Origin of the sequence: Clostridium sp. OF09-36 (assembly GCF_003481985.1) — a bacterium.
GTDB lineage: Bacteria > Bacillota > Clostridia > Lachnospirales > Lachnospiraceae > Brotaphodocola.
On record NZ_QUMD01000003.1, the window covers coordinates 155645 to 178400 of the forward strand.

Below are 22756 nucleotides of genomic sequence, written 5' to 3' on the forward strand. Positions count from 1 at the left end.
GTCAGGATGAAGATAATAATAGTGGAAGATGAAAAGTCTATTCGCAGCGGACTTGCAAGGATGCTGCCGAAGCTGGATCCAGAATATGAGGTAGCCGGTGCTGCAAAGGACGGACAGGAAGGATACCAGCTTATTTCCGGCGAAAATCCAGATCTGGTGATCATGGATATTGAAATGCCGGAGATGGATGGTCTGACGATGCTGGAGAAGCTGCGGGAAAACGGGTTTCAGGGGAAAGCGATCGTTTTAACGGCATACTCTGATTTTTCCTATGCAAAGCGGGCCATTGAGCTGGGAATTGAGAATTATCTGTTAAAGCCGATCAAGATTGAGGAGCTGAAAAAGACTCTCCAGGGAGTCAGTGCGTCTTTAAAGCAGGCTGCAGGAACCAGAAAAATCCAGGAAAAGCTGCTTTCACTGGAGCAGATTTTCCGTTCCGCCCTGCTTGCGGAGCTGGATGTGGACGAAGAACTGGAAAACTATACAGAAGCGGCGTATGGTCTTGACAGCATGGTACCTTTGCAATCATGATGGCCTATCTCAGCGATTACTATGACAATTATTATGAGCCTGCTGAACGCTTTCTGGAGCCGTATGTGAAGGCAGGAAGTGAATATAAGGCCTGTATGCTGACAACGGTGCGTTACCGGGCGATCGTTGTGATCTTCTACCAGATGAAGGATCCGGAAAAGATCAGGAACTGGTATGAGAAGCAGGTGATTCCGGCAGCTTACCGCACGCTGGAGCATGCTCCGATCTTTAGCTGGACAATTTGTCAGGGACTGGCGGAATTCTCAGCGGGATTTGAGAAGCTGGAGCATGCCAGAATGTGGAAGCTATGCTTCCCGGAAGGAAACCTGATGACGGAAGAACAGATTGGTGCGACCCAGACAGTGCCGATAAAATATTCACTGGATTTAGAGTCCCAGCTGAAGCAGGCTGTGGTGAAGCGGGATAAGGAAGCATATGACCGTATTCTGGAGCAGATCATTGCGTACTGTGTAGAAGAGCCGCATCATCCAGATGAGATCCGGGAATCCTGGACAAGGCTGGTGGTAGCCCTGGTTACTGTTTCTGACTCGATGGGGCGCGGAACCGATAACATTTCCATGCAGCACATTGTCGGGGAATTGTCCCAGGCAATTTCATGGCAGCGTATCAGGGAGCTGATGCAGCATTTTTATGAGGAAATCACAGGAGGATTAGAGCGTCCGGAAAATGTCAGCCTGCTGGTAAAGAAGGCTCTCTCCATGATGGAAGCTTACTACAGTCAGGGAATCACGCTGGAAGAGCTGGCCGGGCGTCTTTGCGTGACAGATGAGTATTTGAGCATGCTGATCAAAAAAGAAACGGGCATGTCTTTTACAGAAACCGTGCGGAAGATGCGGATCGAGCGCATCAAAGAGCTTCTTTTGCATTCCGGGCTGAAACTGAACCAGATCGCGGAAATGGTGGGATATTCGGACCCAAAGTATATGAGCAAGGTATTTAAAGAGGAGGTTGGCATGCTTCCTGCACAGTTCCGGAAAGAAAATCATTGATAAAGGAATAACACCTTAAATAGTTACTCCTTTTTTAAAAATTTCCTCTTTGCATTTTCTGCGAAAATGGTAGAATAATGTCAACATAAAGAAGATGACATAAAACAAATTGATCATATTTTTCGTTTTTCGCAGATTTAAAGGAGTGACCATTATGAGAGAGATAAATCTGACTTTCCGGAATCCGGATGAAGTACTGGAGTTTGTAAAAACGGTAGAGCAGTATCCTTTTGATATGGATCTTTGCCGTGGAAGTGTTGTAGTAGATGCAAAGTCTTTACTGGGAATCATGAATCTTGGTTTTAACCAGACTGTAAACTTAAAAATCTACAGCAACGACTGCACAGATCTTTTCCACAACATCGAGAAGTACAAAGCAGCATAAGAATACGAGACTTTCAATTTATTTGTTCCCCCATACCAGACAGAATGGCGCAAGCTGTTCTGTCTTTTATTTTATGGAGAGATGTGGTAAAATGTCACGAGGACATGATCACGTTTTAGAAGAAAAGATGTTACTGAACAGTAACGAAGAAAGGTGAGGGGAGAAATGTACAAGATTGTTTCACGGTTACTGATTTACGGCGATATGCCGAAGGATACCATCTTAATGCAGCTGGCAGATATCACCCGGAAGGCAGATGACAAAAGCCAGACAAAGGAAGAGCTGGTTACCAGAACATTTACCCAGGTAAAGCACCTGCTCCAGGTGGCAACCGATTATGGTTTTGACAAGAATTTATGGCAGAATTACCTGACATTTTTGCTGATCACCAATGAGAACCCGTTCAGCATTACCTGCGAGAAGGTGGGCGCTAACGATGGAAGTGTTAATTACTTTGCAAAGAGTGATTTTAAAGCATTTATGGAGCTGTTCCATTATGATTTCAGTGGTCTGGAGGGATACCTGGGGATTGACTGTTTCACCCGCCTGACCGATTATAAGGCAATTGGGAAAAAAGAACTGATGTATAATAAAAATGTGAGCGAGAAGGTCCGTATGCTGAGTGAAAAGCTGGCGGCTGCACCGGATGAGGACAAGTTCTTTGACGCAGTGACGAACTTCTATAAAGCTTATGGCGTTGGTATGTTTGGCCTGAATAAGGCATTCCGCATCCAGTCCAGGGAAGATGGCGGCGTAAACTTCTGCGCGATCAACAACATGGATGCCGTCATGCTGGATGACCTGATCGGATACGAGATCCAGAAGAAAAAGCTGGTCGACAATACCCTGGCATTTGTGGAGGGCAAAAAGGCCAACAACGTTCTGCTCTTTGGTGACAGCGGTACCGGTAAGTCTACCAGTATCAAAGCAATCGTCAATGAGTTTTATGACCAGGGCCTGCGCATGATCGAAATCTACAAGCACCAGTTTAAGGACCTGTCTTCTGTGATCGCCCAGATCAAGAACCGTAACTACCGTTTCATTATCTATATGGATGATCTTTCCTTCGAGGAATTTGAGATTGAGTATAAGTTCCTGAAGGCAGTCATTGAGGGTGGCGTAGAGACCAAGCCGGATAATATCCTGATCTATGCAACCTCTAACCGCAGACACCTCATCAAAGAAAACTGGAGTGACCGCGACGATGTTGAGAGCCAGAACGGCATGCATCGCTCCGACACCATGGAGGAAAAGCTTTCCCTGGTAAATCGTTTCGGCGTTACCATCAATTACTCTAAGCCGTCCCAGAAGGAGTATTTCAACATTGTCGTAGAGCTGGCACACCGTGCCGGACTGGCCATGTCAGATGACGAGCTCCGTGCGGAAGCAAACAAGTGGGAGTTAAGCCATGGCGGAATTTCCGGACGTACTGCACAGCAGTTTATCAATTATCTGCTGGGAACCGTGTAAAAAATTTAGTCATTCCATAAGACCGGGAAAAGAAAAGTTTGGATTCCTGTGTCATACCGGCGAAAGAGAAAACTGCGGGAAATGGCGTATTTAAGCCATTTTTCCCGCAGTCGACCGGTACTGGAAAACCGTGAAAAACGGCTTTAAAATTTTTTTGAAAAAAGTTTTTAAAAAGTGTTGACAAAACAGGAAACATGCGGTATCATATACATCGTTGCAGCGAACAAGAGCTCAACAAAATAACAAATATGTGTGCGTAGCTCAGCTGGATAGAGCACTTGGCTACGGACCAAGGTGTCGGGAGTTCGAATCTTCTCGCGCACGTATAAAAAGGGCATTCCTGAAAAGGAGTGCCTTTTGTTTTATATGATTTTTGTTTTATGTGATTTGCGGGTTAATTTAACAGAAATGAAGAAAAGACGGGAAAATCCAGTTTGCTGGATTTCTCCGTCTTTTTTCGCTTCTGGCAGAATTTCTTCGTTTTTTCGCTTCTGGCAGAAAATGTCAGCGGCAAGCTGGTTTCTGGCAGATACAGGTCCGGGGGTTTGCTGCTTTGTATGATCTATAATCAGAATTTCCCAGAAGGTGCACCGCTTAGACCATCTATGGCTTTCTGCCGCCGGTAAAGGGTGGTGCGGTGGATGCCAAGGGATCTGGCTGCCTCACTGAGCTTTCCGTTATGGCGGGCGATGACTGCGTCGATATAGTGCTGCTCAAAGAGCTTTATGGCATCTGCAAGAGGCAGGTCTGGATCTGGCATAGGGATGGAAGGAACGGAAGCTTCCAGGGATTTGAGTGCGTTTGACATTTCCTGGTTTTGTCCAGTGAGGTCTTGCTCCCGCAGTTCTCTGGCGTCCCAGTCGGAATGGAGCATGGGCCGTAAGGGAAGGTCCGGACTGCCAGCCTGTGACATGAGAACAGCACGCTCGATCACATTGCGCAGCTCCCGCACGTTTCCGGGCCAGCGGTACTGCAGCAGCAGGTTTAAGCTGTCTTCGGAGAGGCAGGTCTTTTTACAGTATTTTTTGTTGTAGCGTTCTATGTAGTAGGCAGCAATGGCTTCAATGTCCTCCGGGCGCTCCCGCAGAGCCGGAATACGGATCGGGATGACATGGAGACGGTAATAAAGGTCGCTGCGGAAGCTTCCTTCTTTTACCATCTGCATCAGATTCCGGTTGGTTGCCGTGATGATGCGCACATCGACTTTTTCAGTCTGTGTGCTTCCGACCGGGTAGAATTCCCCGCTTTCCGTGAAGCGCAGAAGCTTTGACTGCATGGAAAGCGGAAGCTCCCCAAGCTCATCGAGAAAGAGGGTACCACCGTGGGCCATGCGGAGAAAGCCAGGCTTTCCTTTGGCGCTTGCACCGGTGAAGGCGCCGGGGCGGTAACCGAAAAATTCAGATTCGAACAGCTCTGGGGGAATGGCAGAGCAGTTTACGGCGATGAATGCCTGCATGCTGCGGGAACTCTGGGAATGGATGAATTTGGCTATCAGTTCTTTTCCGACCCCGGATTCCCCGATCAGCATAACGGAGCTGTCGGCAATGGCAATGGTTGCGCAGTCCCGCCGCAGGGCGTGCATTTTTTCACTTTTGCAGACCATATCGGTTTCGTTGGAGGTGTAGAGATAATCCGCAATGTTGCGGTAACGGTCGTGCTGCTCCTGCTCGTAGGCAAGCTGTCTGGCAAATTCGTCCATGATGATATTGGAACGGTTGTTGGTCATGATAAATTCGACATTGCCCTGCTCATCCAGAAATGGAAGACTGGTAGAGAGCCGGTTGACACCCCGCACATTCACCAGACCTGTGACGGTTTTTTTTGTGCGCATGGCTTCCAGAATGGTGGAATTGGTGTATACATGCTTTGCCATCATATCGTCAGGACGTTTTCCAAGAATCTGTTCCTTGGAAAGTCCCATACATTCTTCAGTCGCTTTATTTGCAATGATATAGCGTCCATCGGCATCGGTCACTACGATGCTGTCGTAACACTCCTCGATGATTTTTTCACACAAATAACTATGTTCGTATCCGTTTGTTCTGTTTGTATCCATAAAATACCCCTATCCGTTGAATGTGTTGTTTTTCTAAATCTGATTATAAACAAAATGTTGCTAATATGCAACGAATATTGCAAAACTGCAACGCGGAAATGTGCAAAACTGCAACTTCCGAACAAGGGATTTTGAAAAAAGATGTTAAAAATGTGTCAAATGCGTGGCGAAAATGCAGCCGGTAAGTTGGCATGGATTTTGCTTAATAAAGTATCACAAAGGAGGTATGTAAAAATGGGTAAAAGAGTAGACATGAATAAAGCACTGGACATGATCCATGATGGAGACAGCGTAGCGGTTTCCGGATTTATGCTGATGACTGTGCCGCGCGAGATTTACCGCGCGATCGGGGAGCGCTTTCAGGAGACCGGTCATCCGTGCGGACTTACACTGATGCATGGAGCCGGCAATGGAAATAATAAAGACCAGGGTATCTGTGAGATGAGCTATGAAGGTCTCATCACACGTTACATAACCGGACATTTCGCAAACAACACCAGAATGGTAGATTTAGTCAATGCCGGCAAGGTTCAGGCATGGAACTTCCCGCAGGGTGTTATTTCCCATATGTACCGTGCGGCAGCAGCAGGAAAACCAGGTGAGATCACAAAGATCGGTCTTGGTACATTCTGCGACCCGCGTCTGCAGGGTGGTAAGATGAGCGATGCCACCAAGGACGATCTGGTAAAGCTGGTAGATATTCTTGGGGAAGAGTATCTGTTTTACCAGATGCCGAAATTAAACATTGGCCTTATCCGTGGTACGACAGCAGATGAACATGGCAATATCACTATGGAAGAGGAGGGTGCTCCGATCGATGCCCTGGATGTAGCCCTGGCTGTAAAGGCAATGGGCGGCAAGGTAATCGCACAGGTGAAAAACTATGTAGCCTCCGGATCCGTAGACCGTACCCAGGTTGTGGTACCTGGAAACCTGGTTGATGCGATCGTTGTCAGTGAAAATCCAGAAGAAAACCACCGTCAGACTCCAGGCTCTTACTACAACCCGGTACTGGCTGGACATTACAAGCTGGATGGTGTCGGCTTTGCATCCCTTCCATTTGACGAGCGTAAGGTGATCGCACGCCGTGCATCCTTAGAGTTAATGCCGAATTCCGTTGTAAACCTTGGTATCGGTATTCCGGAGGGCGTGGCAGCAGTAGCAGCAGAGGAAGGTGCCGGTGACCAGATCACATTAAGCATCGAGAGTGGACTGATCGGTGGTGTACCGACAGGCGGACAGGACTTCGGCTGTGCAGTGAATGCATGGGCGGCTCTTCCGATGACTTCCCAGTTCGATTATTATAACGGCGGCAACCTTTCCATGACCTGCCTGGGCTTCGCAGAGGTAGATAATGCAGGTAACGTCAATGTGAGCCGGTTTGGTACCCGTATCGCAGGCTGCGGCGGTCTGGTTGATATTTCCCAGTCTACCCATAATGTGATCTTCTGCGGCACCATGACTGCAGGCGGCTTAAAGGAAGAAGTGCGTGATGGAAAGCTTGTCATCCTCCAGGAAGGCAAGAAGGTTAAATTTAAAAAGTCTGTAGAGCAGATCACCTTCAGTGCAGATTTCAGCCGGAAGAAAGGACAGCATGTGCTCTTCATTACCGAGCGCTGCGTATTCAAGGTAATCGATCAGGGCCTGGAGCTGTCTGAAGTTGCACCTGGCATTGACATTGAGAAGGATATCCTTCCTTATATGGAATTCAAGCCGGTCATCCCGGAGAAGGTTGCGCTGATGGATGCACGCCTGTTTGCACCGGAGCCGTTCGGACTGGAAGAGATCCTGAAGGCAAAGGCAGAGGCTTAAGGCAAAGATATCATGCATTTGGAAAAGGCGGGGAACACTTCCCAGCAATGCATGATGGAAAAAGTTCTTTATATGATAAAAAACATAAACGATTAGGAGGAAAAAAAAATGGCTTACGAGGCAAAGGGTTATTATCTGGAGGATTTTGAGATCGGCAAATGCTATGAGAGCGTAGGACGTACCATTACGGAGGCAGATGTGGTAAATTTCGCTGGAGTCTCTGGTGATTTCAACCCGCTCCATATGGATGACGAGTTTGCAAAAAACAATATGTTTGGAAAACGTGTTGCCCATGGCGCACTGGGACTGATCATTTCTACCGGCTTATCCAACCAGATGGGAATTTTCGAGGGAACGACCATCGCATTTCTGGAGCTGACTGCAAAATATCTTGCACCGCTGTGCATCGGTGATACCGTTCATCTGGAGATGACACCGGACGATGCACACCACAGCAAAAAGCCGGGCAGAGGTATTTTAAAATGCACCGCGAAGCTGGTAAACCAGGAGGGTACCGTGATCACAGATATGGCATGGACCTTTATGATGAAAGCAAGAGACTGATTGTCCTGTCTGTGGCACGCCTGTGCGAACCGTAACAGCTTCACTGCGTGAAGCACAATGAAATTGGCCCTTGCAATTGCCACTACCATTTTGTGAAATCATTGTCAAAACTAACCAACTAGTAGACAAGTTTTTTGTCGATTAATGCTATTGTCAAAAAAATATCCAACAAATATAATAAAAGAGATTGTCCGGCGGCTTTGAACAGATAAGGCAGAGCCGTCCGGATTCTGAGCAGGAACGTTTGCAGAGAGCAGTACGTCTGACCAGCGGATCGCGTAAGCTTACAGGATTGTTCAGGAATGGTAATATGCAAAATAAAGAAGGGGGGTTCAACTCATGGGCATTTTTCTGATTCTTCTGAGTATCGCAATTGTTATCCTGCTCGTATTCAAAGGTGTCCCGGTTTTCTACTCCGCATTCATCGCATCTTTGTTCTGCCTGCTGACCGCAGCGCTGTTCACAGGTGCAGGAGTAGATGTAGGTGTTGGCAAGTATCTCTTACAGAGCATGACTGACACAGCCAATACATCTTATGTACAGGGCTTAGGTGGTTACTTCACCAGCAACTTCTGCATTTTCGTACTTGGTGCAATCTTCGGTAAGTTATTCGATAACTCCGGTGCAGCAGATGCGATCGCAGAGACTATCGTTGCAAAGCTTGGCGCAAAGGCTGTTATCCCGGCAATCATCCTGGTTGGCTGGATCTTAACCTTCGGCGGCGTTTCCGTATTCGTTGCATTCTTTGCAATGTATCCGTTAATGTTATCCCTGTTCAAAGAGGCTGATATCCCGAGAAGACTTCTGCCGCTGTTCTATTTCGCAGGCGCAGGTACTTCTTCAGGATGGATCCCAGGATCTCCGCAGGCACATAACCTGCTCCCGTCTACTGCATTAGGTGTAGCACCGACTGCATGGCTGGTTCCTGGTGTATGTTTTGCAATCTTTGAGACTGCTCTTGTTGTAGTATTCGTATTCTGGTATACCGCACGCTGCAAGAAAAACGGCGAGCATTTCGAGCTGACTGAGGCAGATAAAAAGGTTATGGAGGAGAAGGCTGCAAAGGATATCTCCAACAGACCGTCCTTCCTGTTAGCACTGGCTCCGATGCTGATCTTAATGATCGTCCTGAATGTAGTGAAATTAGCAGTTCCGCTGTCCCTGCTGGTTGGTATTCTGGCCGCTGTTATCTTATTCTTCAAGAGCTTCGATCTTAAGAACTTCTGGAAGATGATGAGCGACGGTGCTATGGGTGGCGTATCCTCCCTGTTCAATACCGCAGCAATCGTAGGTTTTGGTTCCGTTGTAAAGATGGTTCCGGCTTACGCTACCCTGTGCGGCCTGCTGGTTGGCGCATTCAGCAACCCGATCGTTGCATCTGTTGTTACCGTAGGTGGTCTGGCAGGTGTTACCGGTTCTGGTACCGGTGGTATCGGTCTTGCAATGCCGGTTGTTATTGAAAACTTCATCGGCGATCTTGCAACCAACCCGAACCATGTAAACCTGGAAGCTCTGTCCCGTTGTACTTCTATCGCAGCTCTGACTCTGGATTCCCTTCCGCACTGCGGACTGGTCGTATCTGTACTGAGCTACACCGGAAACAGCCACAAGAGCTCTTACATGCCATGTGCAGTTGTATTCGTTCTTGCTCCGATCATCACAGTAATCCTGATGTTACTGTTCATTGTAGTAACCGGCCAGACTTATATCCCGGTATAAACGCAATACAGATTCAAACAGGTTTGTGCGTATAAAAACAGTCTTATCTGAATAAAATGGTTGGCATAAAAGACACCCTTTTGCGTACAGACAACGCAAAAGGGTGTTATGTCTTTTCTGGGTTTTTAAGTGAGGGCTTTATAAATTCGAAAGGAGATATGGATATGGAATTAAAGTATATTTTACTGGAAAAAAAGGATGGGATCGCAACGATCACCTTTCACCGTCCAGAGGCACTGAATGCGTTAAACAGCGATGTACTGAATGACCTGAATGCTGCAGTAGACGATGTGGCCGCAGATGATGCGGTACGTGTTGTTGTCTTTACAGGCGAAGGAAAATCCTTTATTGCCGGTGCAGATCTCAAAGAGATGGACGGCGATACCGCAATGGAAGCAATCCGTTATTCCCGCAAGGGTGCTGCTGTATTCCGTAAGATCGAGCTGATGGATAAGCCTACCATTGCTGCAGTCAATGGCTATGCGTTCGGCGGCGGCTTTGAGTTTGTACTTTGCACCGATATCCGTATTGCAAACAGCAAGGCAAAGCTCCGTCTGCCGGAGGTTACCCTTGGCATTACCCCTGGCTTTAATGGAAGCCAGCGTCTGCCGAAATGTGTTGGCATGAGCAAAGCAAAGGAGATCATCTTTACCGGAAAGATGCTGACCGCTGCAGATGCACTGGAGCTTGGCATTTTAAATAAGGTAACCGAGCCGGAGAATCTGATGGACGAGGTTTACGCAATGGCTAACCAGATCGCAGACAATTCTGCATCCGCGATCGCAATGGCAAAGGCTATGATCAATGTCGGCGCTGATATGGACATTGATATCGGCAAGAATATCGAGCTGGGCTACATGGCAGCATGCTTTGGCACGCCGGACCAGATCGAAGGATTTACTGCATTTAAGGAAAAGAGAGCAGCAAAGTTCCGCTAAATAATTGCATGATCATGATAAGATGACAGGCCGTGGAAGTTGCCGAAAGGCAGCTCCCACGGCCTGTTATTTTGTCAAAATGTGACAAAAGCGAAAAGAATAGCAAAATACCTTGCAGATTTGCGTATCCAGCATTATAATATACTGTATACAATGTAACGAATAAATACAATCAGCAAAAGAACCTAAATGGAGAAAAGCAATGATAAAGCATTTAAGTCTCAAGGCGTATGGCAAGATCAATCTGGGTCTTGATGTACTGCGCAGACGGGAAGATGGCTACCATGATGTGCGTATGATCATGCAGACAGTCGGTATCTTTGACCGGGTAGATCTGGTCTGGAAGGAAGAGCCGGGAATCCAGGTTGAAACAAATCTCTATTATCTGCCGGTAAATGAAAATAATCTGGTTTATAAGGCGGCAAAGCTTTTGATGGATGAGTTTCAGGTCCAGGATGGCCTGCTGATCCGGCTGAAAAAATTTATTCCGGTGGCAGCCGGAATGGCGGGCGGCAGCAGCGATGCGGCAGCAGTATTGTTTGGCGTAAATAAAATGTTCCGTCTGGGGCTGACTACAGAGCAGCTTATGGAGCGCGGCGTAAAGATCGGCGCAGATGTACCTTATTGTATTTTGCGCGGAACTGCCCTGTCGGAAGGAATTGGCGAGGTGCTGACGAAGCTTCCGCCGGTTCCGCAGTGCCAGGTGCTGGTGGCAAAGCCAGGGATCAATGTTTCCACGAAATTTGTATACGAAAATCTGCATGCCAATGACCTGAGCCCGGATGCCCACCCGGATATCGATGGAATGATCCAGGCAATCAGGGATCAGGATTTCATGGGGATTGCCGGAAGACTGGGCAATGTTCTGGAAACGGTTACCATAAAGGAATACCCTGTGATTCAGGAAATTAAAGATAAAATGCTGGAATATGGTGCGATCGGTTCCTTGATGAGCGGAAGCGGCCCGACTGTATTCGGGTTATTCACAAACCCGAAGGCTGCACAGGAGGCCTATGAGGAGCTGCGCTTCGGGAAATCCGCAGAGCTGGCAAAACAGGTATATTTGACGAATTTTTACAATCAGAAGGAGAGAAATCATGGAAAACAAGCTGAAGGTTAATATGAATGAATATCTGCCGCTGCGAGACGTGGTGTTTAATACCCTGCGTCAGGCAATCTTAAAGGGAGAGCTGGAGCCGGGCGAGCGTCTGATGGAAATTCAGCTTGCAGACCGTCTGGGTGTCAGCCGTACCCCGATCCGTGAAGCGATCCGCAAGCTGGAGCTGGAGGGACTGGTCCTCATGATCCCGCGTAAGGGTGCTGAGGTTGCAAAAATCTCCGAAAAGAGCCTGCGTGATGTGCTGGAGGTCCGCCGTTCCTTAGAAGAGCTTGCGATCGAGCTGGCATGCCAGCGTATGACGGAAGAGGACATCAAAGAGCTGGAGGAGGCACAGGAGGCATTCCGCAATGCTATCCAGAGTGCAGATGCCATGACCATCGCAGAGACCGACGAGCATTACCATGACATCATTTACAATGGAACCGGCAACAACCGCCTGGTCCAGATCCTGAATAACCTGCGTGAACAGATGTACCGTTACCGCCTGGAGTACATCAAGGATGCAGATAAGCGTCAGATCCTGGTAGTCGAGCACGATTATATCTTAAAAGCGATCCGTTCCAGACACGTGGCAGAGGCAAAGAAAGCCATCCGTGAGCATATTGATAACCAGGAGATCACGGTATCTAAGAATATCAAAGAGCAGCAGTAAACAAATCTGTGCCGCCCGCCGTTTAAGCGTGGCGGCATATTTTAAAAATGAGGTAAACGAGTGGGAAAGATAGCACTTCTGGTGTCCAGGGAGGAGATGATCCACCAGGCCCATAACATTTTGCAGGAGAAGAAATTTGAAATCCAGGAAATGCGGGTGATCCATACGGAGGATACCGTTATGGAGGCCCGGCGGTCTATTGCGGACGGGGCAACGATCATCATTGCCCGCGGGTTGCAGGCTTCCATCATCAAACAGTATACAGATATCCCGGTCGTTGAGATCGTCCTGACGGCGCAGGAGATGGCGCTTCTGGTCATGCGTGCCAAGCAGATCGCTGGAAAGGAAAAGCCGGTCGTGGCCGTGGTCGGGTTCCGGAATATGTTCTGTGATATGTCTTACTTTGATGAGCTTTATAATATTGAACTGAAAACGTATTTTGCGGATCAGGGAGCGGAGCTTCCGGTTGCGGTGCGCAGGGCAATTTTAGATGGCGCTGATGTTGTGATCGGCGGAGACACGGCGGTTTCCATCGCAACAGAGGCCGGGGTACCGTCTCTGTTCCTTTCCATGACGGAGGATTCCATGCGGCAGGCATTTTCTACAGCAGAAAACATGGAATATGCCATGAATGTGGAAAAGAAAACTGCAGCACAGCTGGAGACCCTGCTGGATTATTCCTACAGCGGAGTTATCCGTCTGGATGGAAATGGCATCATCACTGCGGTAAACCCGCTGATGGAAGATATGATCGGCAAAACGGAAAGCGAGTTAAAGGGCCAGGATATCCGGAAAGCAGCGCCTATGATCGGCAAAGAGGCGTGGAACCGGGTCTTCCAGGAGGGAGAGGATTATTCCCTGTTCTTTGAGTGGAACCAGACTCCGATCTTTGCAGTGCTGGCTCCGGTCTTATACGAATCCCGCGTGGACGGCGCCATTGCCACCTGCCATAAAATGAAGAAAAAGACCGTGACACCTGACCGGTCTCGGATGATCCGGAAAGAGAAAAGTGAAAGGGCACTTCCCCCACTGGTACAGTTTGAAGATATCCTCCAGAAATCAAAGGCTATGCAGGAATGTATCCGCAAGGCAAACCTGTATGCGCTTTCCGAGCACCCGGTGGTACTCATCGGAGAGCCCGGGACGGAAAAACGCATGCTGGCAGAAAGTATCCACAACAGCAGTATCCGCGCACAGGGGCCATTTCTCGATGTGCCGTGTGAGGGACTTTCCGGGGAGGAGCAGAAGAACATGATCTTCGGAAACCGCGGCGCGGTGCTTCAGGTACAGGGCGGGACACTTTTACTGCGTGATGTGGAAGAGCTGACGGCGGCCAACCAGTACCGGCTTTACCAGCTGATCCGTTTTAGGGTCTGCCACGGTGCAGATATTGGAAGCCTGCGGAAGGTGGATGTGCGGGTTATGGTGACGATCGGCTGCCCGCTTTCTGAATTGATGGCAGAGGGCAAGATCAGCCCGGATCTTTACTATCTTTTATCAGGACTGGAACTGTTTGTCCCGCCGCTTCGCGAACGCAGGGAGGATCTTTTCGATAAAATCGAAGACACGATCCATGACTGCTGTGAGCATTATTCTAGATATCATGTCCTGACGAAGGGAGCCATGGAGGTGCTTCTGGATTATCCGTGGAAAGGAAACCTGTTCCAGATTGAGAGCTTTTGCGAGCGTCTGATCCTGATGGCCGGAAAACGTTCCATTGATGAGATTGCAGTACGCAGGCTTTTAGAGGAGCTGTATCCGGAGCAGGCGATGGGAGACGATTTCAAGAAGGAGCAGGAAAAGACCGCAGAAAAGGGGAAAGCACTGGCGCGGGAGTGGGATACCCTGCCAGATGAGGCACAGAGGATCCTGCAGCTTTTGCATAAATTCAGCGGGAACCGGGAGAAGACAGCCAGGGAGCTTGGAGTCAGCAAGGCAACGCTCTGGCGCCATATGAAAAAGTATGATATCACCTGATCCTGTGATTATGCCGTGAAAAAAATAAACTGCGGAGATAACGGGAAAAGAAATCAAGAACGGGGAAAATAATGCCCCCAATAACCGGATATTGAGAAAATGACATGCGGGTGCAATGAAAATAAAACGAAATGAAATAAATATGAAATAAAAATGCAAAAATATCACATTTGCTTCATTTTTTGATCTGGATTTGGATATTCTGCCTATTGTTTGGCGGAACCGGTTTGATTATAATTCAGACATAAGCTGACAGAAAGAAATGCGAAAGCACGAATCCTGTCAGGGAAACCAAATGATGTTTTACTTTTTTATTTAAGAAAGAGAGGAATTCAAAATGAAAATTGGATTTATCGGATTAGGTATCATGGGAAGACCGATGGCAAAGAACCTGGTTAAAGCAGGTCACGAGCTGGTTGTTTTCGATTTCAATAAAGATGCAGTAGCAGACCTGGTATCCTGCGGCGCAACCGCAGCAGAGAGCAACAAGGACCTGGCAGCTCAGGTTGACGTTGTTATCACCATGGTTCCGAACTCCCCGCACGTAAGAGCAGCAGTTCTGGGCGAGAACGGTGTTGTTGAGGGTGCAAAAGAGGGTCTTGTTGTAATCGATATGAGCTCCATCGACCCAACCGAGAGCAAGGCAATCGGCGCTGAGCTGGCTAAGCACGGCATCGATATGCTGGACTGCCCGGTATCCGGTGGCGAGCCGAAAGCAATCGACGGTACCCTTTCCGTTATGTGCGGCGGTAAGAAAGAGCTGTTCGACAAGTACTATGACATGCTGATGGTTATGGCTGGTTCTGTAGTTTACGTTGGTGACCTTGGTTCCGGTAACGTAGCTAAGCTGGCTAACCAGATGGTAGTAGCTATCAACATCGCAGCTGTAGCTGAGGCTCTGACCTTCGCTAAGAAAGCTGGCACCGATCCTGAGTTAGTATACCAGGCAATCCGCGGTGGTCTGGCTGGATCTACCGTTATGGATGCTAAGGCTCCGATGATGTTAGCTGGCAACTACAAGCCGGGCTTCCGTATCGAGCTTCACATCAAAGACCTGAACAATGCTCTGAACGCAGCTCATGCAATCAGCTCTCCGGCTCCGTTAACCGCTGAGATGATGGAGATCATGCAGTTCTTAAGATCTGAGGGATGCGACAAAGACGATCACTCCAGCATCGTTAAGTACTACGAGAAGATTTCTGGTACCAGCATCGTTAAATAATAAGCGTTACCAGATAAAATAATTTAAGAAAAGTCATCATGCACTGCTGCTTACGGGTCCGTGGGCAGCAGTGTGTCAGATAAGGCGTCATGTGCGCTGGAAGGAGATAGTATGAATACAGATTTTATTAAGGGCGTAGTTGTCCCGATGATCACCCCGATCGACAAAGATGAGCTGATCGACGAAGCTGCAATCCGCAGCCAGGTTGATTATGTAATCGATGGCGGCGTAAGCGGCATCCTGTTATTCGGCAGCAACGGTGAGTTCTATGTAGTAGAAGAAGATGAGATGGAGAGAGGCTTAAAGATCGTTGTAGATCAGGCAGCTGGACGTGTTCCGGTATACTTCGGTATCGGCGCTATCAGCACCAAAAAGTGCATCCGTCTTGCAAAGATGGCAGTAGCAAACGGCGCAGCAAGCGTATCTGTTCTGCAGCCGATGTTCTTAAAGCCAACTGAGACCGAGCTGTTTACTCACTTCAAAGCAATCGCAGACGCTGTTCCGGAGACTCCGGTACTGCTTTACAACAACCCGGGACGTGTAGGCTACACCCTGTCTGCAAACCTGGTTGAGAGACTGGCTCATGAGGTTCCGAACATCGTAGGTATGAAAGATACCAGTGGTGATATCACCCAGACTTCTGAGTTCATCCGCAGAAACAGAGACGTAAACTTCAAGGTATTCGGCGGAAAAGACACCCTGCTTTATGCTTCCATGTGCCACGGCGCAGTAGGTGGTGTATGTACCGCAGCAAACTTCATGCCGGAGCTGATTACTGATGTATACAACAAGTATGTTGCAGGCGATCTTCAGGGCTCCCTTGAGGCTCAGTTCAAATTAAATCCGGTACGTCTGTCCATGGACGGCGCAAGCTTCCCGGTAGCAGCAAAGGATATGGCTAACTTACGCGGCCGTAACGTAGGCCTTCCGTACACCCCGAACCTGGCTACTCCGGAGGGTCCGGTATTAGACAAGATCAAAGCTGAGATGACCAAGGCTGGTCTGCTTTAATCGTTTCGTTTAACTGAATAGAAACTACGGCATTGATGATGGACCGGCGATTCTTCTTGGATGCCGGTCCGTTTTTTCATTGTCTGTCATGCTGCGAAGACGCTGATGGTGTGTTCGCTGATTTCACTTATGTATAAGGAGGATTTATGAAATTACTGTTTGCATCCGATTCTTTCAAGGGAACTTTATCTTCTGACCAGATCATTAAGCTGTTAAATGAGTCCGCACAGCGTGTATTCCCGGGCTGTGAGACTGTTGGTGTTCCGGTTGCGGACGGCGGCGAGGGAACTGTTGACGCAGTTATCGCAGTAACCAAGGGCGATTACCGCAAGGTAAAGGTACATGGACCGCTCATGGAGGAGACAGAGGCTTCCTATGGTGTGTTCCATGGCGATTCTGCTATCATCGAGATGGCAGCAGCATCCGGACTTCCGATGGTTCCGACCGAGAAGAGAAACCCGTTAAATACAACAACCTATGGTACCGGTGAGCTGATCAAGGATGCTCTGGATAACGGCTACCGTAAGCTTTCCATCGCAATTGGCGGCAGCGCTACCAACGATGGCGGTATGGGTGCTATGAGTGCACTGGGCGTTCGTTTCCTGGATGCACAGGGCAATGTGCTGACCGGTGTTGGTTCTGATCTGGAGAAGGTAGCAGATATCGATATGAGCGGCCTGCATCCGGCAGTAGCCGAGGCTGAGATTACCGTTATGTGCGATGTAACCAATCCGTTAACCGGACCGGATGGTGCAACCTACACCTTCGGCAAACAGAAGGGCGGTACCCCGGAGATCCTGGACCGTCTGGAAGCTGGCATGAAGAACTATGCAGCTGTTATGCGTGCAAAAGGCATGGATGTTGAGAATAAGGAAGGCGCAGGCGCAGCAGGCGGACTTGGTGCAGCCCTTTGCGGTTTCTTAAAAGCAAACTTAAAATCCGGTATCGAGACCGTGCTGGATCTGATCGATTTCGATGGCCTGTTAGAGGGTACCGATCTGGTAGTGACCGGTGAGGGACGTATCGACTGGCAGTCTGCATTCGGTAAGGTACCGAGCGGTATCGGTATGCGCTGTAAGGCAAAGGGTGTTCCGGCTGTGGCTATCGTAGGCGGCATGGGAACCGGCGCAGAGAAGATCTATGAGTTTGGCGTAGAGAGCATTGTTCCGACCATCAACGGTGCAATGGATCTGGAGGAAGCATTAGAGCGTGCTGAGGAGCTTTACGCAAACGCAGCAGACAGAACCTTCCGCATGATCCGTGTTGGTATGCAGATGAAATAAGATAAAAAAGATTACTAGGTGCGGCCGGTCGTTTACTGACCAGCCGCATTTTTGATTGGCATATCGAGGAGGCGCCGGTGGCGCGTCCGATGATTATAGGAAAACGGGGGTATACCATGGATATCAGTAATTTGTGGACCCTGCAGGTCATGATGTTTCTTCTGGTGGCTGCAGGTGCTATTCTGACCAGCAAGGGAATTTTAAAAGATAATGCGAAGCCGGTCCTGACGGATCTGGTTTTATATCTGTTCCTTCCCTGCAATATTATAAACTCATTCCGGATGGAATTTAATCTGGAAATCTTAAAAAAATTTGCGGTAGTCCTGGGAATCTCCCTGGCTGTCCAGTTTGTGAGCTATACGCTCAGCAAGCTGTTATATAACCATGTGCCGAAGGAATTAAAGCGTGTTATGCAGTACTGCACGATCGTTTCCAACTCCGGCTTTCTGGGACTCCCGATCGCGCAGGGAATTTATGGTGCAGAGGGAATGATGTACGCGTCTGTCTTTATCATTCCGATGCGTGTCATGATGTGGTCGGCAGGAATTGCCTGCTTTACGGAAAGCCCGGATATGAAGAGCGTCGTGAAGAAGCTGGTCGTTCATCCGTGCATCATTGCGGTGTACATCGGTTTGGGCCTGATGATCTTTCAGGATCCGTTGAACCAGCTTTATGGAGCGGTGCTTGGATGTAACCTTCCACTGGTCCCGGAGCTGGCTAAGGTCCTCATTGGCGCGCTGGATAAGGGAATCCGTTCTGCCGGTGGTTGTACCACAGCCATGACTATGGTCCTGATCGGTATGATGTTCTCCGGTATGTCCCTACGGAGCATGATCGATAAAAATACCATGTTTATTTCCGCACTCCGTCTGGTTGTGCTGCCGGCCATTGTCCTGACCGGCTGTCGTCTTGTCGGGATCGATCCGTTCCTGGCAGGTGTATGTACCATTATCACAGGTATGCCGGCTGGAAGTACTTCTGCGATCCTTGCGGCAAAATATGGCTGTGACTATAAATTTGCGACAAAATGTATCGTAATCTCTACATTATTGTCCCTGGTATCCATTCCGGTCTGGGCTATGGTCCTGGGATAATAAAAAAGGCGTGTAAAAAATGATAAGCTCCCTTGATGGGAAACGGTTCATTTTTTACATGCCTTTTGTTTTGCAGGAAATGCGCCCAGGCGTAAGAGTGTGGCAGTTACATTCTTGTTGTGTTTACCGGGAAAGAGTAAACTGTGCGCTGTCCTTGTGCAGCGGAAGCATTTCATTTCCGTGGATGATCAGGACTGCCTGTTCGTGCGGCTGGAAATTCTTTAAATCCTCCGAGGTGCGCAGGGTCCAGAGAACGGCACCGCGGCGGTCCTTGAAGTGTACTGCAGAATTGGGACGTTTTTTTGTTCCATTGCTGCTTGTGTAGGAATCCTCGCGTTCTGCAAGAACATCCACTGCGGTCAGGACCGGTTCCTTCTGTAAGAAAGTCTTATGGTAGCGGAATTCCTTTTTCTGGGACAGCAGAGCAAAAAGCACGGCAACCACTAAAACCCAGGAGATCGTTGTTGCGCCCTGCATACCAAAGAACAGGGTGATCAGACCAAAAATAAAGAAGAGAACAATGGAAAACAGGTATTTTTTCCGTAATTACGGTTCCAGCCCTGGATCTGGTCCTGGTACTGGCTGATGTACATGGTGCGCTCTGCTTCGCTGAGCTCGCGGACCAGCTCTGTCTTTGGAGCTTCGAACTGCTGGGCGGCAATGCCCTTTTTGTCGATCACGGTTTCCGTGAAATTCGTGGGAGCTGCGATGATCTGGCTGGCCTTTGGGCTGTCTGCCATCATCAGGCAGACGCGGGCACCTTCACCGACCTGCTCATAAAGCTCCTTCATGATCCGGACATTGTCCAGATAGACGTGCTTGGAAAAAACAATGCGCAGCGTGTAGTCTGTAACCGGGCCAAACAGGGTATGGCGGGTCCTGGTTTCTTTTTTGGAACAGGTTCCATAGCTGATCAAAAAGTGGTTTCCAAGCTCGGAGCGGATGTGGCACATGCCGGAGTTTTCACGCCGTAATTTGGAAAGCCTCAGGTAGTGCGGGATAAAGGCAATGGCCAGTGCCCCGAGAATCAAAAGCAGCATAGGACTTAAGCCTGCGGTGATAATGCCGGCCAGCGCTGCCAGAGCAAGAAAGATAACGACTAAGGGCGCAGAGTATTCGGCAATCTGCATCAGCCGGTTGGAAAAAAGTCCCTGTGCAGCGTGGTAAAGACCAAGCGTCATATTATCTTCCCGTGTGTACAGTCGGCAAAGCCGTAATCGGCCCGTGCCTGTTCTGGTGTGATCATAAAACCCCTCTTTTCTATAATAAACTGTCTGTTATCGTAGCATAGACCGGATGGAAAGTCCAGAGTTACTCCCTGTCTTGTAAAAAAACAGCAGATACCGTATAATGTCTGTAAAAAGATAGAATATTCATGCAAAAAATGTATAAATGGGGAGAAAATTATGATACCACAGAATGCCATGGACAGTGATGAGATTTATATGGATCTATGCAGTAAGATAGAAAAGCTTGTCTATCTTCCTGGAGACAAGATCAGCGAAAACGAACTTTGCAGACAATATGGTGTGTCAAGACATATCATCCGTACCGTGATCGGACGTTTGAAAGAACGGGCTCTTCTGACCGTGTATCCGCAGCGGGGAACCTTTGTCAGCCTGATCGATATGAAATCAGTAGAACTGATCTTATTTATCCGCGAGGCGGTAGAACAGGAGGCAGTCCGCCTTTTACAGTTCGAGGCACAGGAGGTCCGGGATAAGATGGGGGAATCCATGAAGAACTGTCTGAAACGCCAGCAGGAGGCAATTGACCGCCAGATCGATATGGATGCATTTTATGAGCTGGATAATGCATTCCACGGATGCCTGCTGGAGGCTGTTGGCAAGCGCGAAGCAATGGCGTTCATCGGGGAGGATTATGTCCATTTCAGGCGGTGGAGAAATTTTGATGTGATCAAGACCGGGCGCCAGGCTGGGATCATAAAAGAGCATACAGCTCTCATGGAAGCGCTGGTGCAGAATAAGACCAAGGAAGCCCACGAGATCCTCCATGCACATTTGAATACGATAAACCGACAGAAGTATATCAAAGAAAAGGTGTCATCCCAGTATTTTATCTATTATGAATAAGAAGAAATGAAGCTGGCCGAAAAAACAGTTGCAATGAGTCCTAAAAGGTGTTAAGTTATTAACAGAATAACTTGTCGACAAGTGTGCAAGAAATAAGGGAGTTGTTATGAGACTGATAAAAAAGACGATTGCGGAATGTCTTAGAAGCCGGGTGAGGGAAAGTGCGGACCGGGTTGCATTGGAGGCAGATGGCCAGAGCTATACCTGGAGGGATCTGGATACCCTCAGCGATTATATGGTAGGAAGAATGCATTCCTGCGGGATCCAAAAGGGCACCCATGTCGGGATCTGGAGCACGAATTCCCCGAACTGGGTCATTGTCTTTCTGGCACTGAGCAAGCTTGGTGCAGTTCCGGTCCTTCTGAATACCTGCTACAGCACAGAGGAACTGGCGAAGGTGCTGCGCTACGCAGAGGCAGAGTTTGTGTACTATGGCGAGGGCTACAAAAAGCTGGTTTATGAGGATATGGTGGCGCATCTTTCTACCCAGCTGGAGGGAGTTGTAAAACGCTGGATCTATATCGGCCGTGATACCTCCCGCAAGTGGATGACAGAAAAAAGCTTTGTATTTGCAGAGCGCATGAAAAAGGCAACAAAGGAGATCGGCGGTTACATCCGCAAGGTCAGCCCGGAGGATACAGCAGCAATCCTCTTCACATCCGGGACCACGGCAATGCCGAAGGGCGTTATGCTGAGCCATTACAGCATGGTGAATAATGCACTGGAGATTTGCGGGCATATGGGATGGACCGCAGAGGACAAAATGCTGATCGCGGTTCCGATGTTCCACTGCTTCGGCCTGACAGCCAGCCTGCTGGCAGGAATCCAGACAGGCTGTTCGATGCATACGATTGAATATTATAAGACCATGACAGTGCTGCAGGTAATTCAGAAGCACCGCTGTACCGTCTTAAACGGGGTGCCGTCTATGTTTCTGGCGGTGATCCGGAATCCAAAGCATAAAGACTTCGATTTGGGCAGCCTGCGAAACGGGATCATTGCCGGTTCCCCGGTGACGGAAGAAGATTATTACCGGATCAGAGAAGAAATACCGGGCCTGAAGCTTCATATCTCCTATGGCCAGACCGAGACATCCCCCTGTGTTAGCATCAGCGATGTGGAGGATTCTGACCAGGACTGCGCCTGCTCAGCGGGAAAAGTGATCCGGCATTGCGAGGTGCGGATCCTCGATTCCGGAGGAAGACAGCTTTCTGCCGGAGAAGACGGGGAAATCTGCGTGCGTGGCTACCAGGTGATGCAGGGCTACTATAGCTTCCGCAGGAAACCGGCAAGGTGATCGATGCAGACGGCTGGCTGCACACAGGGGATCTGGGGCATCTGGATTCCCGCGGCTTTTTGCATGTGACAGGACGCATGAAGGAAATGATCATCGTGGAGGGGAAAATATTTCACCACGGGAGATCGAGGCAGTGATCAGTAAATATCCGGGGATCCGGGAAAACAAGGTGATCGGTCTTCCGGCAGAAGTCCTGCAGGAAATGATCGTGGCATGCATCATCCCGGAGGAGGGCATGACGATCAGCACGACCGGTCTGATGAGCCACCTGGAAAACCATCTTGCCTACTATAAGCTGCCGGCCCATATTGTGCGTATGGAATCTTTCCCGGTGAATGCCAGCGGGAAGGTGATGCTGGGAGAATTAAAAAGACAGGCAGCAGAGATCATCCGCACCAATCCGGAGATCACCAGCACAAAGAAATAGAAATAGAAATAGAAATATGGATCATGCAAAAAATGAAAATCCAGAGACTTTGGAATGCGCGAAAATGCACAAAATTGGATGAGCAAATTTGTGAA

At 48.7% G+C, this 22756-nt stretch carries 22 protein-coding genes and 1 tRNA gene; 20 read left to right on the plus strand and 3 right to left on the minus strand.

Annotated elements, in window-relative coordinates:
- Nucleotides 1-6: 6 nt before the first annotated feature.
- The 5 genes from DXA97_RS04060 (at nucleotide 7) to DXA97_RS04080 (ending at nucleotide 3720) form a co-directional block, all read left to right on the plus strand.
- Nucleotides 7-531, plus strand: coding sequence for a response regulator (locus DXA97_RS04060; RefSeq protein WP_182436790.1), 525 nt, complete (start codon nucleotides 7-9; stop codon nucleotides 529-531).
- The gene (locus DXA97_RS04065) at nucleotides 528-1541 is read left to right on the plus strand and encodes a response regulator transcription factor (protein WP_118718660.1); all 1014 of its coding nucleotides are present in this window, start codon (nucleotides 528-530) and stop codon (nucleotides 1539-1541) included. The genes DXA97_RS04060 and DXA97_RS04065 overlap by 4 nt, the downstream gene beginning before the upstream one ends.
- 154 nt (nucleotides 1542-1695) lie before the next feature.
- Entirely contained in the window at nucleotides 1696-1926 is a 231-nt protein-coding gene (locus tag DXA97_RS04070; RefSeq protein ID WP_118718661.1) for an HPr family phosphocarrier protein, read from the plus strand.
- Nucleotides 1927-2091: 165 nt separating this feature from the next.
- Nucleotides 2092-3396, plus strand: a complete 1305-nt coding sequence (locus DXA97_RS04075) for an ATP-binding protein (RefSeq protein WP_118718662.1) — start codon at nucleotides 2092-2094, stop codon at nucleotides 3394-3396.
- 250 nt (nucleotides 3397-3646) lie between these two features.
- Nucleotides 3647-3720 (plus strand) — tRNA-Arg (locus DXA97_RS04080).
- A 244-nt stretch (nucleotides 3721-3964) separates the two neighbouring features.
- Here the strand turns inward: DXA97_RS04080 and DXA97_RS04090 are convergent.
- Entirely contained in the window at nucleotides 3965-5452 is a 1488-nt protein-coding gene (locus DXA97_RS04090) for a sigma 54-interacting transcriptional regulator (protein ID WP_118718664.1), read from the minus strand.
- 234 nt (nucleotides 5453-5686) lie between these two features.
- Here DXA97_RS04090 and DXA97_RS04095 point away from each other — a divergent pair, with 234 nt between their 5' ends.
- The 11 genes from DXA97_RS04095 (at nucleotide 5687) to DXA97_RS04145 (ending at nucleotide 18844) form a co-directional block, all read left to right on the plus strand.
- A complete protein-coding gene (locus DXA97_RS04095) occupies nucleotides 5687-7264 on the plus strand; it encodes a CoA-transferase (RefSeq protein ID WP_118718665.1) in 1578 nt (525 codons plus the stop codon).
- A gap of 108 nt (nucleotides 7265-7372) precedes the next feature.
- On the plus strand, nucleotides 7373-7828 hold the full coding sequence (locus DXA97_RS04100; protein ID WP_118718666.1) for a MaoC/PaaZ C-terminal domain-containing protein: 456 nt from the start codon (nucleotides 7373-7375) through the stop codon (nucleotides 7826-7828).
- Between the two features lie 339 nt (nucleotides 7829-8167).
- Nucleotides 8168-9547: a GntP family permease gene (locus tag DXA97_RS04105; RefSeq protein WP_118718667.1), complete on the plus strand. Its 1380-nt coding sequence runs from the start codon at nucleotides 8168-8170 to the stop codon at nucleotides 9545-9547.
- 164 nt (nucleotides 9548-9711) lie between these two features.
- Nucleotides 9712-10485 (plus strand): enoyl-CoA hydratase-related protein, encoded by a 774-nt coding sequence (locus tag DXA97_RS04110; protein ID WP_118718668.1) that lies wholly within the window; start codon nucleotides 9712-9714, stop codon nucleotides 10483-10485.
- 202 nt (nucleotides 10486-10687) lie between these two features.
- Nucleotides 10688-11605, plus strand: coding sequence for a 4-(cytidine 5'-diphospho)-2-C-methyl-D-erythritol kinase (gene ispE, locus DXA97_RS04115; protein WP_118718669.1), 918 nt, complete (start codon nucleotides 10688-10690; stop codon nucleotides 11603-11605).
- Nucleotides 11583-12257, plus strand: coding sequence for a GntR family transcriptional regulator (locus DXA97_RS04120; RefSeq protein WP_118718670.1), 675 nt, complete (start codon nucleotides 11583-11585; stop codon nucleotides 12255-12257). The genes ispE and DXA97_RS04120 overlap by 23 nt, the downstream gene beginning before the upstream one ends.
- Before the next feature lie 60 nt (nucleotides 12258-12317).
- Nucleotides 12318-14234: a PrpR N-terminal domain-containing protein gene (locus DXA97_RS04125; RefSeq protein WP_118718671.1), complete on the plus strand. Its 1917-nt coding sequence runs from the start codon at nucleotides 12318-12320 to the stop codon at nucleotides 14232-14234.
- 337 nt (nucleotides 14235-14571) lie between these two features.
- Nucleotides 14572-15456 carry a 2-hydroxy-3-oxopropionate reductase gene (gene garR, locus DXA97_RS04130; RefSeq protein ID WP_118718672.1) on the plus strand — a complete coding sequence of 295 codons (885 nt, stop codon included), beginning with the start codon at nucleotides 14572-14574 and terminating at the stop codon, nucleotides 15454-15456.
- A gap of 111 nt (nucleotides 15457-15567) precedes the next feature.
- Nucleotides 15568-16467 (plus strand): dihydrodipicolinate synthase family protein, encoded by a 900-nt coding sequence (locus DXA97_RS04135; RefSeq protein WP_118718673.1) that lies wholly within the window; start codon nucleotides 15568-15570, stop codon nucleotides 16465-16467.
- 146 nt (nucleotides 16468-16613) lie between these two features.
- A complete protein-coding gene (locus DXA97_RS04140) occupies nucleotides 16614-17750 on the plus strand; it encodes a glycerate kinase (RefSeq protein WP_118718674.1) in 1137 nt (378 codons plus the stop codon).
- A 77-nt stretch (nucleotides 17751-17827) separates the two neighbouring features.
- A complete protein-coding gene (locus DXA97_RS04145; RefSeq protein ID WP_243107552.1) occupies nucleotides 17828-18844 on the plus strand; it encodes an AEC family transporter in 1017 nt (338 codons plus the stop codon).
- Nucleotides 18845-18967: 123 nt separating this feature from the next.
- Here DXA97_RS04145 and DXA97_RS04150 read toward each other — a convergent pair whose 3' ends face one another.
- Both DXA97_RS04150 and DXA97_RS04155 read right to left on the minus strand, forming a co-directional pair.
- On the minus strand, nucleotides 18968-19279 hold the full coding sequence (locus DXA97_RS04150; protein ID WP_147355536.1) for a hypothetical protein: 312 nt from the start codon (nucleotides 19277-19279) through the stop codon (nucleotides 18968-18970).
- Nucleotides 19280-19338: 59 nt separating this feature from the next.
- Nucleotides 19339-20025, minus strand: coding sequence for a hypothetical protein (locus DXA97_RS04155; protein WP_118718676.1), 687 nt, complete (start codon nucleotides 20023-20025; stop codon nucleotides 19339-19341).
- A gap of 225 nt (nucleotides 20026-20250) precedes the next feature.
- Between DXA97_RS04155 and DXA97_RS04160 the strand changes: the two genes are divergently transcribed.
- From DXA97_RS04160 to DXA97_RS04170, 4 genes are all read left to right on the plus strand, one after another.
- On the plus strand, nucleotides 20251-20937 hold the full coding sequence (locus DXA97_RS04160) for a GntR family transcriptional regulator (protein WP_118718677.1): 687 nt from the start codon (nucleotides 20251-20253) through the stop codon (nucleotides 20935-20937).
- 106 nt (nucleotides 20938-21043) lie between these two features.
- Nucleotides 21044-22234 (plus strand): AMP-binding protein, encoded by a 1191-nt coding sequence (locus tag DXA97_RS04165; protein ID WP_118718678.1) that lies wholly within the window; start codon nucleotides 21044-21046, stop codon nucleotides 22232-22234.
- Complete coding sequence (locus DXA97_RS21490) at nucleotides 22231-22371, plus strand: AMP-binding protein (RefSeq protein ID WP_182436791.1); 141 nt, start codon at nucleotides 22231-22233, stop codon at nucleotides 22369-22371. Before DXA97_RS04165 ends, DXA97_RS21490 begins: the two co-directional genes overlap by 4 nt.
- Nucleotides 22368-22661 carry a hypothetical protein gene (locus DXA97_RS04170; RefSeq protein WP_182436792.1) on the plus strand — a complete coding sequence of 98 codons (294 nt, stop codon included), beginning with the start codon at nucleotides 22368-22370 and terminating at the stop codon, nucleotides 22659-22661. Before DXA97_RS21490 ends, DXA97_RS04170 begins: the two co-directional genes overlap by 4 nt.
- The last annotated feature ends 95 nt before the right edge of the window (nucleotides 22662-22756 follow it).

Excerpts from the sequence above, each read along its gene's own strand:
- DXA97_RS04155 (WP_118718676.1), bottom strand. The coding sequence starts at position 20,025 with ATGACGCTTGGTCTTTACCACGCTGCACAGGGACTTTTTTCCAACCGG.
- garR (WP_118718672.1), top strand. The coding sequence starts at position 14,572 with ATGAAAATTGGATTTATCGGATTAGGTATCATGGGAAGACCGATGGCA.
- DXA97_RS04135 (WP_118718673.1), top strand. The coding sequence starts at position 15,568 with ATGAATACAGATTTTATTAAGGGCGTAGTTGTCCCGATGATCACCCCG.
- DXA97_RS04065 (WP_118718660.1), top strand. The coding sequence starts at position 528 with ATGATGGCCTATCTCAGCGATTACTATGACAATTATTATGAGCCTGCT.
- DXA97_RS04105 (WP_118718667.1), top strand. The coding sequence starts at position 8,168 with ATGGGCATTTTTCTGATTCTTCTGAGTATCGCAATTGTTATCCTGCTC.
- DXA97_RS04160 (WP_118718677.1), top strand. The coding sequence starts at position 20,251 with ATGATACCACAGAATGCCATGGACAGTGATGAGATTTATATGGATCTA.
- DXA97_RS04165 (WP_118718678.1), top strand. The coding sequence starts at position 21,044 with ATGAGACTGATAAAAAAGACGATTGCGGAATGTCTTAGAAGCCGGGTG.
- DXA97_RS04095 (WP_118718665.1), top strand. The coding sequence starts at position 5,687 with ATGGGTAAAAGAGTAGACATGAATAAAGCACTGGACATGATCCATGAT.
- DXA97_RS04090 (WP_118718664.1), bottom strand. The coding sequence starts at position 5,452 with ATGGATACAAACAGAACAAACGGATACGAACATAGTTATTTGTGTGAA.
- DXA97_RS04060 (WP_182436790.1), top strand. The coding sequence starts at position 7 with ATGAAGATAATAATAGTGGAAGATGAAAAGTCTATTCGCAGCGGACTT.
- DXA97_RS04100 (WP_118718666.1), top strand. The coding sequence starts at position 7,373 with ATGGCTTACGAGGCAAAGGGTTATTATCTGGAGGATTTTGAGATCGGC.
- DXA97_RS04070 (WP_118718661.1), top strand. The coding sequence starts at position 1,696 with ATGAGAGAGATAAATCTGACTTTCCGGAATCCGGATGAAGTACTGGAG.
- ispE (WP_118718669.1), top strand. The coding sequence starts at position 10,688 with ATGATAAAGCATTTAAGTCTCAAGGCGTATGGCAAGATCAATCTGGGT.
- DXA97_RS04140 (WP_118718674.1), top strand. The coding sequence starts at position 16,614 with ATGAAATTACTGTTTGCATCCGATTCTTTCAAGGGAACTTTATCTTCT.
- DXA97_RS04120 (WP_118718670.1), top strand. The coding sequence starts at position 11,583 with ATGGAAAACAAGCTGAAGGTTAATATGAATGAATATCTGCCGCTGCGA.
- DXA97_RS04075 (WP_118718662.1), top strand. The coding sequence starts at position 2,092 with ATGTACAAGATTGTTTCACGGTTACTGATTTACGGCGATATGCCGAAG.
- DXA97_RS04110 (WP_118718668.1), top strand. The coding sequence starts at position 9,712 with ATGGAATTAAAGTATATTTTACTGGAAAAAAAGGATGGGATCGCAACG.